General features: G+C 60.7%; 10 protein-coding genes and 1 pseudogene. 10 read left to right on the forward strand and 1 reads right to left on the reverse strand.

What is annotated here, in order from left to right:
• Positions 1 to 142 precede the first annotated feature (142 nt).
• From panB to nth, 10 genes are all read left to right on the forward strand, one after another.
• A complete protein-coding gene (panB, locus tag BN1189_RS11980; RefSeq protein ID WP_040228410.1) occupies positions 143 to 991 on the forward strand; it encodes a 3-methyl-2-oxobutanoate hydroxymethyltransferase in 849 nt (282 codons plus the stop codon).
• On the forward strand, positions 978 to 1844 hold the full coding sequence (panC, locus tag BN1189_RS11985) for a pantoate--beta-alanine ligase (protein WP_040228388.1): 867 nt from the start codon (positions 978 to 980) through the stop codon (positions 1842 to 1844). The genes panB and panC overlap by 14 nt, the downstream gene beginning before the upstream one ends.
• Complete coding sequence (gene panD / locus BN1189_RS11990) at positions 1832 to 2215, forward strand: aspartate 1-decarboxylase (RefSeq protein WP_040228390.1); 384 nt, start codon at positions 1832 to 1834, stop codon at positions 2213 to 2215. Before panC ends, panD begins: the two co-directional genes overlap by 13 nt.
• Before the next feature lie 452 nt (positions 2216 to 2667).
• Positions 2668 to 5445 (forward strand): ATP-dependent DNA helicase DinG, encoded by a 2778-nt coding sequence (gene dinG, locus BN1189_RS11995; protein ID WP_040228411.1) that lies wholly within the window; start codon positions 2668 to 2670, stop codon positions 5443 to 5445.
• Positions 5446 to 5467: 22 nt separating this feature from the next.
• On the forward strand, positions 5468 to 5638 hold the full coding sequence (locus BN1189_RS12000; protein WP_069201973.1) for a YpmA family protein: 171 nt from the start codon (positions 5468 to 5470) through the stop codon (positions 5636 to 5638).
• Between the two features lie 4 nt (positions 5639 to 5642).
• Positions 5643 to 6122 carry a cell wall elongation regulator TseB-like domain-containing protein gene (locus tag BN1189_RS12005; protein WP_040228394.1) on the forward strand — a complete coding sequence of 160 codons (480 nt, stop codon included), beginning with the start codon at positions 5643 to 5645 and terminating at the stop codon, positions 6120 to 6122.
• Between the two features lie 12 nt (positions 6123 to 6134).
• Positions 6135 to 7328, forward strand: coding sequence for a pyridoxal phosphate-dependent aminotransferase (locus tag BN1189_RS12010; RefSeq protein ID WP_040228396.1), 1194 nt, complete (start codon positions 6135 to 6137; stop codon positions 7326 to 7328).
• 26 nt (positions 7329 to 7354) lie between these two features.
• Positions 7355 to 8650, forward strand: coding sequence for an asparagine--tRNA ligase (asnS, locus tag BN1189_RS12015; protein ID WP_040228397.1), 1296 nt, complete (start codon positions 7355 to 7357; stop codon positions 8648 to 8650).
• A 23-nt stretch (positions 8651 to 8673) separates the two neighbouring features.
• Positions 8674 to 9393 (forward strand): DnaD domain-containing protein, encoded by a 720-nt coding sequence (locus BN1189_RS12020; RefSeq protein ID WP_082194257.1) that lies wholly within the window; start codon positions 8674 to 8676, stop codon positions 9391 to 9393.
• 166 nt (positions 9394 to 9559) lie between these two features.
• A complete protein-coding gene (gene nth, locus BN1189_RS12025; RefSeq protein ID WP_040228399.1) occupies positions 9560 to 10246 on the forward strand; it encodes an endonuclease III in 687 nt (228 codons plus the stop codon).
• A gap of 198 nt (positions 10247 to 10444) precedes the next feature.
• Here nth and BN1189_RS15890 read toward each other — a convergent pair.
• Positions 10445 to 10932: pseudogene (locus BN1189_RS15890) on the reverse strand (hypothetical protein); the annotation flags it as partial.

The following is a 10932-nucleotide window of genomic DNA, read 5'->3' on the forward strand; positions in this document are numbered from 1 at the left end:
GATCACCGGAAACCGGAAATTTTTTTGCCCGCCTTGATCCGAAAATGACAGGGACGGAGAAGACCGGAATGGATGACACAGCCCTTCTGCCTTTTTTTTGGCAGGAGGGCTTTTGGTTTTCTCCCGAAAGGAGAAGAAGAAGATGAAAACAACCGCAGACTTCCTGAAGATGAAGAAAAACGGCGAGAAGATCGTCATGATGACCGCCTATGATTACCCGACCGCCCGGATGGCCGAGGAGGCCGGCCTGGACATCCTGCTCGTCGGGGACTCGCTCGGCATGGTCGTGCTCGGCTACGATTCGACGGTGCCCGTCACGGCCGAAGACATGATCCATCACGGAAAGGCCGTCCGGCGGGGAGCGGGCGACACGTTCGTGACGGTCGACATGCCGTTCGGCACTTATCACGGAAGCACCGACCGCACGCTTGAGACGGCTGTGGGCATTTTCCGGGAAACCGGAGCCGATGCGCTGAAGCTCGAAGGGGCCGGACGGGTGAACGACGCAATCCGGACGCTCGTCTCGGCCGGGATTCCGGTCGTCGCGCATCTTGGCCTGCTTCCCCAGTCCGCCGGTGTGATCGGCGGATACAAAGTCCAGGGGAAATCGGCCGAAGCCGCAAACCGGCTGCTTGAAGAAGCGCTCGAAGTCGAAGCCGCCGGCGCCTGCATGCTCGTTCTCGAATGCATCCCTTACCAGCTTGCGGAGCGGGTGAGCGAAACGGTCCGCATCCCCGTCATCGGCATCGGTGCCGGCGCCGGGACGGACGGCCAGGTGCTTGTCTTCCATGATCTGGCCGGATACGGTTCCCATCACGTGCCGAAATTCGTCCGCCGGTTTGCGGATGCGGGCACGGAAGCGGCGGCCGGCATCTCTTCCTACGCAGCGGCGGTCCGCGAAGGAACCTTCCCCGCGGATGAGCACCAATTCACGATGAAAGAGGAAGAAGCGGGCAAACTCTACGGGGGTGGCAAAGTTGAGACATATTGAGACCGTTGATGAAATGACCCGTCTGGCAGCGCAGCTGCGGGGACAGGGCAAGTCGATCGGGTTGGTTCCGACGATGGGCTATCTGCATGAAGGCCACCTCGCGCTCGCCGAGGCGGCACGCGGTGAGAACGATGTCGTCATCATGAGCATCTTCGTCAATCCCGCCCAGTTTGGCCCGGGCGAGGACTTTGAGACGTACCCGCGGGACCTTGAGCGGGATGCGGCACTTGCAGAAGAAGCCGGCGTCGACATCCTGTTCCATCCCGAGCCCGCGGATATGTATCCGACCGACGGCGGCATCCGCATCCTGCCGGGACCGCAGGCCGATGTGCTCTGCGGCGCAAGCAGGCCGGGCCACTTTGACGGCGTGCTGAAAGTGATCACGAAGCTCTTCCATATCGCTTCTCCCGACCGTGCCTACTTCGGCGAAAAAGACGCCCAGCAGCTCGCGCTGATCGAGACTTTCGTCAGGGACTTCAATTTTCCGGTTGAAATCAGGCGGATTCCGACCGTCCGGGAAGAAGACGGACTCGCCAAAAGCTCCCGGAATGTCTGTCTGGATGCGGAAGAACGAAAAGCGGCACCGGCCATCCGGCAGGCCCTCGCGGAAGGGGAACAGATCTTCCGCAAAAACGGCGAACGGGAGCGGGCACTGCAGGAAGTACGCCGTCGCCTCGGCGAGATTCCGGGTGCCGCGCTCGACTACGCCGAGCTTCTCGAATATCCGTCTCTCCAGCCTGCAACGAAAGAATCCCGGGAAGTGATCATCGCCGCGGCCGTCCGGTTCGGCAGCGTTCGGCTCATCGACAATGTGCTCATCCCGGTCAAGGAGGCCGCAGCATGTTCAAAGTGATGCTGAACGGAAAAATCCACCGCGCCACCGTCACCGAGGCGAACCTGAACTACGTTGGCAGCATCACGATCGACCGTGATCTGCTCGACGCCGTCGGCATGACCGCCAACGAAAAAGTCCAGATCGTCAACAACAACAACGGCGCCCGGTTCGAGACCTACATCATTGAGGGCGAGCGGGGAAGCGGCGTCATCTGCGTGAACGGCGCCGCCGCCCGGCTCGTCCAGCCCGGAGACATCGTCATCATCCTCAGCTACGTGTACGTCGACGCCCGGGAAGCGGAAACCCACCAGCCGACCGTCGCCATCATGGAAGAAGGCAACCGGATTGCCGCAGTTCTGAGGCAGGAACCGGAAGCGACAGTGATGTAAATGCAAAGGGAAACCGGACAGCTGAATGCGGCTGTCCGGTTTTTGGGGATGCGTTGGTTAACATAATATAAATATGAATTTGTGACGCAGTCCGCTTTCGAAACGGGTCATTGCGCCTTCGAAAATTTCATGAATAGAAACGCGCCTTCGAAAGGGGACATCGCGCCTCTGAATTCTCCTCACGCGCCTTCGAAAATTCCAGGAAGAGAAACGCGCCTTCGAAAGGGGACATCGCGCTTCTGAATTCTCCTCACGCGCCTCCGAAAACCCCACAAAGAGAAACGCGCCTTCAAAAGGTGACTTCCCGCCCCTAAATCCCCCCACACAATTTCAAAAGATCCAGACATGCATTCTCTCCACTTTCCTCCCGTCGCCAAGCCGGCGGTCCGAGCCGGGCGGCACCGGGTTGTGGTACAATTTCGGTATATCCGACGGACAGTGAGTTGATGGACATGGAAGGGAAAAAATATGCAGTCGTCGATCTCGAGTCGACCGGGAATTCCCCGAAGAACGGGGACCGGATCATCGAGATCGGCATCGTCATCGTGGAAGGGAACGAATTGTCGAAGACCTATTCGACATTTCTCAAGCCGGAGAAAAAGATTCCGGCGTTCATCAGCAGCCTGACGGGCATCACCGACCGCGACGTTGCGGATGCGCCCCGGTTCGAAGACCGGGCGCCGGAGATCCGCGGGTTGCTGGAAGGGTGTATCTTCGTAGCGCACAACGTCTCGTTCGATCTTCCGTTCCTCCAGAAGGAATTCCGCAGGGCGGGCCTTCCGGAGTGGACCGGCCAGACGATCGACACGGTGGAGCTGTCGAAGATCATCCGTCCGTCCGCGGCCAGCTATAAACTGCAGGATATCGCGGCCGATCTGGGCATTCACCTCGACCAGGCTCACCGGGCGGTGGCGGATGCGACGGCGACCGCCCATCTTCTGCTGGCGCTGTTCGATCAGCTGGATGCCCTTCCGGAAGAGACGATCTCCGCGCTGCACAAGCGGTCGTTCCGGCTCAAGTCCGACCTGAGTCCGGTCTTCTTTGATGCGCTTAAAAAACGGCGTTCCGCCACTACACAATCCGGCCATGCGGTCTGGCGGGGGATCGCCCTGCAGCCCGCGGCTTCCCTTCCCGCACGCACAGCATCGGAGGTTGAATTCCCCGCCGGCGAAGAAGACCGGCGTCAACTGCTGCGGCGGGCCTTTTCCGAATACGAGGAGCGCCCTGCGCAGATCGGGATGATGGATGCTGTCCACAATGCCCTGCAGGAGCACCGGGAAATCGCGATCGAAGCCGCGACCGGAATCGGGAAGACATTCGCCTACCTGCTTCCGGCCGTGATCCGCGCCGTCGAGGATGGCCGGCCGGCGGTCGTCAGCACGTATACGAACCACCTCACCGAACAGATTCTGGAGCGCGAGGCGGAAAAAGTTTCCCGCGCACTCGGCATGCCGGTCGGCGCCGTGCTGCTGAAAGGGATGCAGCATTACATCGACCTTGAGCGGTTTGCCGGGATTCTCGAGACGGAAGATGAATCCTATGACGAAACGCTTGCGGTGCTGCAGGTGCTCGTCTGGCTTGCCGGGACCGAGACGGGCGATCTCGAGGAACTGAACGTGTCCGGCGGCGGTAGCCTGTTCGTCGACAAGATCCGGAAGTTCCGGCCGTCGGTGATTGACCCGTCCGCTGAGGCGCATGACTTTTTCCTCCGGTCGGTCCGCGCCGCAAAAGAAGCCCGGCTCATCATCACCAACCATGCGATGCTGCTCTCGGACGCAGACCGCCCGCAGCCGCTGCTCGGCGATCTGTCCGGGCTGATCATCGACGAGGCACATCAGTTCATCCCGGCGGCCCGGGCGCGAGCGGAAATCGTCTTTTCTTATACGGAGTGGAAGTACACGGTCGGCCAGGTCGGCCGGCCGGGGGATGGATTGTTGCACGACCGGTTCGAGGCGCTCGCCCGCCGGTGCGGATCGCCGGGCGACCGGGAAGTGGCCAGGATGGGTCAGGCCTACGAGGAAATGATGGACGCATTCGACCGGGCTTTTCTGAGGATCCAGGCATTCATCCAGTCGGTGGATGACCGGCCGCATGAGCAGAAAAAGGTGTTCACGCTGAACGACATGACTCCACTGCTGCCGGTGTGCACGGAAGCCGGGGAAAGCCTGTACCGGTGGCTGGATCTTGCAGGCGACTGTACGCGTCTTCTTGAGAGGGCGCCGGGTTCCTCGGGGGACGGCGGACAGCGGTTCCTGTCGGAGTGGCAGCACTGGCTGAGGGAGATCACGGTCCATGCGGCAGGCTGGATGGAGCTGTTCGGCGTCTGGGACAGCCGGGGGGCGGCGTGGGCGGAGGCGGACATGAGGAGCCTTCCGGGCAGCCTCAAAATCGTCCGGCAGCCGGCAGACGTTTCCCGCATCATCCGCCAGACCGCCGAAAGGTACAAGGAGACCGGGATCGTCTGGACGTCCGGAACGATGACGCTGCCGGGGAAAGAGCGGTTCATCGCGGACTCGCTCGGTCTGCCGGCGGGCGTGCCCGTCCTGAAGTTCGAGGCATCCGACGATTTTTATGCGGGCGCCAAGCTGTACATCGTCAACGACATGCCCGATATTCTGAACGTGCCGCAGCGGGAATACATCGAAGCGGTGGCCGAAGCGGTCGTCCAGACCGTCCTGGCGACGGGCGGGCGGTGCTTCGTCCTGTTCACGTCGCACGACATGCTGCGCAAGACGTTCGAACTCATCTCCGACAGCGAACTGCTGGCGGAGTACATGCTGATCGCCCAGGGGATCACGCCGGGCAGCCGGATGCGCCTGCTGAAGTCGTTCCAGCGCTTCAGCAACGCGGTCCTGTTCGGGACGGACAGCTTCTGGGAAGGAGTCGACGCGCCCGGGGATGCCCTGGCGGCCGTCGTCGTCGTCCGGCTCCCGTTCAGCTCGCCGGACAATCCGGTGTTCAAGGCGAGGGCGGCGGTCATTGCGGCCGAGGGGAAAAATCCGTTTTCGGAGTTGTCGCTGCCTTCCGCGATGCTGAAATTCCGGCAGGGCTTCGGACGGCTCATCCGCTCCACCTCCGACCGGGGCGCCTATATCGTGCTGGACAGGCGGATCGAGCGGAAGTCCTACGGAAAGGAATTCATTCAGGCCCTCCCGCATGTGCCCGTCGAAAAAGTCGCCCTGGCCGATATGGTACTGGAGTTGGAAAGTTGGTATAATGGCGGAGTATGAGGAGCAGAAAGCGGGTCGAACCATGGAAAGCAAAATCGAAATCTTGACCACCGTGAAACTGGCTTACCAGCCCGATCTGTATAAGGTCGTCGATGCGCTGAACCGCACGCTGAAGCATGATGATCTCATGTTCGGGCTGGCACTTGATCCGGAAGATCCGGACACGGCCGTCTTCACGATCTACAGGACGTGAATGAATGAAAAACTGGATCCGGTTCATCGTCATCTTCCTGCTGTCGTTCGCGACGCTCATCGGGATCATCGTCTTTTATCAGGCGGGGAAGCCGATTGCGAAAGCCGAGGAAACCGCAGAGGCGAAGGCGCTGTCCGACGGCCATCTGGCGGAAGTGTCCAAATCGTATCTCATGAATTCGGACACCCCGTCGATCACGGTGCTCGGCAAAGACAAGGACGGCCGGGCGGCGGCCGCATTCGTCCCGGACGGGGAAAAGGGCGAGGTCACCAAGGTCCTCCTGAAGGACGGGATTTCGGCGAAGGAAGCGCTGAACGTGGTAAAAGAGGACATGAAGGTGAAGAAAGTCCTCCACGTCCACCTCGGACAGGCGGAGCCCGGCCCGGTCTGGGAAGTGGCTTTCACCGGCCCGGATGACGAACTGAACTATGCATACATCCTGTTCAAGGATGGCACCTTGTGGAAGAAAATCATGAACTTATAGGAGGCCTCCGGCATGAACCGCAAACTGGCAACACGCACCGAAAGTCTGACACCTTCCTCGACGCTGGCGATCACCGCAAAGGCGAAGGCGATGAAGCAGGAAGGCATCGATGTCATCGGCCTCGGGGCGGGCGAGCCGGATTTCAACACTCCGGACAACATTATCGAAGCCGCGTATAAGTCGATGAAGGAAGGGAAGACAAAATATACCCCTTCCGGCGGCCTGCCGGAACTCAAGCAGGCCATCGTCGACAAGATGAAGCGCGACAATGGACTTACATACAGGCCGTCCGAGGTGATTGTCGGCGTCGGGGCGAAGCATGTCCTGTACACGCTGTTCCAGGTGATCCTCGATCCGGGCGATGAAGTGATCATCCCGATCCCGTATTGGGTAAGCTATCCGGAGCAGGTGAAGCTCGCGGGCGGCCAGCCGGTCTACATCGAGGGAACTGTGGAAACCGACTTCAAAGTGACGGCCGCGCAGCTGAAGCAGGCCATCACGGACCGGACGAAGGCGGTCATCTTGAACTCGCCGAGCAATCCGTCCGGCATGATCTACAAGGAAGAGGAGCTCCGCGAAATCGCGGACGTCTGCCGCGAAGCGGATATCTGGATCATTTCCGATGAAATCTATGAAAAGCTCGTGTACGGAGATGCCCGGCATGTGTCGGTCGCGCAGCTGTCGGACGACGCGAAGGAACGCACGATCGTCATCAACGGCGTTTCCAAATCACACTCGATGACGGGCTGGCGGATCGGCTTCGCCTGCGGAAGCGAGCGCGTCATCAAGGCGATGACCGACCTGGCGAGCCACTCCACATCGAACCCGGCGACGCCATCCCAGTACGCCGCCATCGAGGCCTACAACGGCCCGCAGGACGCGGTCGAGATGATGCGGAAGGACTTCGGGGAGCGCCTCGATGCCGTTTATCCGCTTCTCTCGGACATCCCGGGGTTTCGGGTGTTGCAGCCGCAGGGCGCATTTTACTTGCTGCCGGACGTATCGGAAGCCGTCCGGAAAACCGGCTTCCCGGATACCGACGCATTCGCCAAGGCTCTCTTGGAAGAAGCGAACGTCGCCGTCATTCCCGGATCCGGATTCGGCGCGCCGGACACGATCCGGCTGAGCTACGCCACCGAACTCGGCCTGTTCAAGGAAGCGGTCAGCCGCATCCGGACATTTGTCGAGTCCCGCTGGCACGATTGATTCACGAAACACGGAGGGTTTATTGAATGGATAAAATTATGATCAGTGAAATGCCGAAACATGTCGGCGAAACGGTGCGCATCGGCGCCTGGCTTGCAAACAAGCGATCGAGCGGCAAAATCGCCTTCCTGCAGCTGCGGGACGGGACGGGCTTTGTCCAGGGCGTCGTCGTCAAGGCGGATGTGCCCGAAGACGTCTTCGCGACGGCGAAGGCGATCCACCAGGAAACATCGATGTACGTGACCGGCACGGTCGTGGAAGACGAGCGTTCGGCGTTCGGCTACGAGCTTCAGGTGTCCGGCATCCAGGTGATCGGCGAAGCGCATGACTACCCGATCACGCCGAAGGAGCACGGGACGGAATTCCTCATGGACAACCGCCACTTCTGGCTCCGTTCGAAAAAACAGCACGCCATCATGAAGATCCGGAACGAGATCATCCGGGCGACGTATGAGTTCTACAACGGCCGCGGGTTCACGAAAGTCGACCCGCCGATCCTGACGGGCTCCGCGCCGGAAGGGACGTCCGAGCTGTTCCATACGAAATACTTCGACGAAGACGCCTATCTGTCCCAGTCCGGCCAGCTCTACATGGAAGCGGCCGCGATGGCGCTCGGCAAGGTCTTCTCGTTCGGCCCGACATTCCGCGCCGAGAAATCCAAGACCCGCCGCCACTTGATCGAGTTCTGGATGATCGAGCCGGAGATGGCCTTCACGAACCACGAAGAATCCCTGGAGATCCAGGAACAGTACGTCGAGCACCTCGTCCGGTCCATTATTGAAAACTGCCAGATTGAACTCGGCGTGCTCGGACGGGACCAGTCCAAGCTTGAGAAAGTGAAGGCGCCGTTCCCGCGCATCACCTACGACGAAGCGATCGAATTCCTCCATAAGGAAGGCTTCGACGATATCCAGTGGGGAGACGACTTCGGCGCCCCTCACGAAACGGCGATCGCCGAGCATTACGACAAGCCGGTGTTCATCGTCAACTATCCGACGGCGATCAAGCCGTTCTACATGCAGCCGCATCCGGACCGCGATGACGTCGTGCTCTGCGCAGACCTGATCGCACCGGAAGGCTACGGCGAAATCGTCGGGGGTTCCGAGCGGATCCACGATTATGACTTGATGAAACAGCGCATCGAAGAGCATCACCTCGACCCTGAAGCCTACGCCTGGTACCTGGAACTCAGCAGGCAGGGCGCCGTCGAGCACTCCGGCTTCGGCCTCGGGCTCGAGCGGACGGTCGCCTGGATCAGCGGGGCAGACCACGTCCGCGAAACGATTCCATTCCCGCGTCTCCTGAACAGGCTGTACCCATGATGAAGGCGAAGGAGGTTGATTCGGTGAAAAGTCAGGATCGGCTCCGGATTTGGATTGAGCGGGGAAATGTCCACATTTCCCAGCTCTTTTTTCACTCATACAAGAAGCTCGGCATCCGGGACGCAGATGCCATGCTCGTCCTCCAGCTCATGTCATTCGCCGAAGACGGGAACGGGCTTCCCGGCCCGTCCGACATCGCCGCCCGCATGTCCCTCCCGGAAGAAGAAATCGGATCGGGACTCCAGCGGCTCATGCAGACCGGATTCCTCGAAATCGAGCGGACGATGGACGACGACGGCCGGCTGAGTGAAGCGTACTCCCTCCATCCGCTCTGGAACCGCCTCGTCGATGACCAGATCCTGCTCTGCGACGGACAGGCCCAGGCGGACCGGCAGGCGGAGGAAGGGGAAGTGTTCGCCATCTTCGAGCAGGAATTCGGCCGCCTTCTGTCCCCGATGGAATGCGAGACGATCTCCATGTGGTTCGACGAAGACGGGCACTCCACCGAGCTCATCAAAGCCGCGCTCCGCGAAGCGGTCATCGCCCGCAAAGTGAGCCTCCGCTACATCGACCGGATCCTCTTCGAATGGAAAAAGAAAAACATCCGCAGCGTCTCCGATGCCGAACAGGAAGCCCGCCAGTTCCGCGGCGGCAGCAGCCCGCAACCGCCGCGCCAGAACCACCGGGAAGAAGACCCCCAGCGGAAAGTCCCGTTCTACAACTGGCTCGAAGAACGCGAATAAAGGCGTGGGTGCGGCAGAGAGAGTCGTCGGAAAACGATAGCGGCTCACTCGGCGGGGAAAGCGGCTTACTCGCGGCAGAAAGCGGCTCACTCGCCCGAATCAGCATACATTTAACGGCCGGACCGCGGAGAACAGGCGGTCCGGCCGTTTTGGAAAGGAGTCCATCATGCTCACGAAAACCCAATGGCAAATCTGCCGGAAGGAGATCGGGGAAATGTTTCCCGAGGCCCACTGCGAGCTCGTCCACGACAATCCGTTCGAGCTGCTCGTCGCCACGCTCCTGTCCGCCCAGTGCACCGACGTCCTCGTGAACAAAGTGACGAAGGACCTGTTCCAGAAATACAAGCGGCCGGAAGATTATCTCGCCGTGGAACTTGAAGAGCTCCAGAACGATATCCGGTCGATCGGCCTGTTCCGGAACAAGGCGAAGAACATCCAGGCGATGAGCCGGATCATCATCGAGCAGTTCGGCGGGGAAGTCCCGGCAGACCGTGACCTGCTCACGACATTGCCGGGCGTCGGCCGCAAGACGGCGAACGTCGTCGTCTCTGTGGCGTTCGGCGTCCCGGCGCTCGCCGTCGACACCCACGTGGAGCGGGTTGCCAAGCGGCTCGGCATGAACCGGTGGAAAGACACGCCGCTCCAGGTTGAAGAGAAAATCATGCGATGGACGCCGATGGAGGACTGGTCGCAGACCCACCATCAGCTCATCTTCTTCGGCAGGTACCACTGCAAAGCCCAAAATCCCCGTTGCGAGATCTGTCCGCTCCTCTCCCTCTGCAGGGAAGGACGGAAGCGGATGGGAATCAGGAAAGACGAACTGCTGCCGGCAGACCCGTCGCTCCGTGAATGAAAAATGCCGTCCAGCCGGCGAATCGAACGATTACGCCGTTGAATCGAATGATTAAGTCGGCGAATCGAACGATTAGACGTCTGAATCGAACGATTCCACGCCCGGATCGAACGATTCCCTCCCCAACAGAATGAACGACGAAAAAGCCTGCCCGCCGGGATGACCGGTGGGCAGGCTTTTGGTTTGGATCAACTTGGGTTATTCTCCGTCTCCGCCGCCGGGTGGCTGGCCGGGGCTTCCGCTGTTTCCGGATCCTCCGGTGTTGCCTCCGCCGCCTTGGCCGCCTCCGGAGCCGCCGCTGCCGCCCTGGTTTCCGCCACCCTGGCCGCCGCCTTGGTTGCTTCCGCCCTGACCGCCTTGGCCGCCCTGGTTTCCGCCGGAGTTGTTTCCTCCGCCGGGATTCTGCTGGCCGTTGCCGGGGGTGCCCTGGTTGTCTCCGTTATTATTTCCGTTGTTGTTGCCGCTGTTGTTGCCGTTTCCGTTGTTTCCGCCCTGCTCGCCGCCGGAGTTTTGGTCACCCGGATTGTCCTGTCCCGGGTTTTCTTGCTCATCCGGCTCTTCTTCATCTTCCGGCGGTTCCTGCTCGTCCGGTTCTTCTTCATCCGGTTCGGCCTTTTCGCCGACCTGGAGGGAGACGGAGGCAGGGGCGCTCGTCTGGTCGCCGAGCACTGCGACGACCGTGAACG

It is taken from the genome of Bhargavaea cecembensis (assembly GCF_000826125.2).
Taxonomy (GTDB): domain Bacteria; phylum Bacillota; class Bacilli; order Bacillales_A; family Planococcaceae; genus Bhargavaea; species Bhargavaea cecembensis_B.

Excerpts from the sequence above, each read along its gene's own strand:
- panB (WP_040228410.1), top strand. The coding sequence starts at position 143 with ATGAAAACAACCGCAGACTTCCTGAAGATGAAGAAAAACGGCGAGAAG.
- panD (WP_040228390.1), top strand. The coding sequence starts at position 1,832 with ATGTTCAAAGTGATGCTGAACGGAAAAATCCACCGCGCCACCGTCACC.
- dinG (WP_040228411.1), top strand. The coding sequence starts at position 2,668 with ATGGAAGGGAAAAAATATGCAGTCGTCGATCTCGAGTCGACCGGGAAT.
- BN1189_RS12000 (WP_069201973.1), top strand. The coding sequence starts at position 5,468 with ATGGAAAGCAAAATCGAAATCTTGACCACCGTGAAACTGGCTTACCAG.
- BN1189_RS12005 (WP_040228394.1), top strand. The coding sequence starts at position 5,643 with ATGAAAAACTGGATCCGGTTCATCGTCATCTTCCTGCTGTCGTTCGCG.
- BN1189_RS12010 (WP_040228396.1), top strand. The coding sequence starts at position 6,135 with ATGAACCGCAAACTGGCAACACGCACCGAAAGTCTGACACCTTCCTCG.
- asnS (WP_040228397.1), top strand. The coding sequence starts at position 7,355 with ATGGATAAAATTATGATCAGTGAAATGCCGAAACATGTCGGCGAAACG.
- nth (WP_040228399.1), top strand. The coding sequence starts at position 9,560 with ATGCTCACGAAAACCCAATGGCAAATCTGCCGGAAGGAGATCGGGGAA.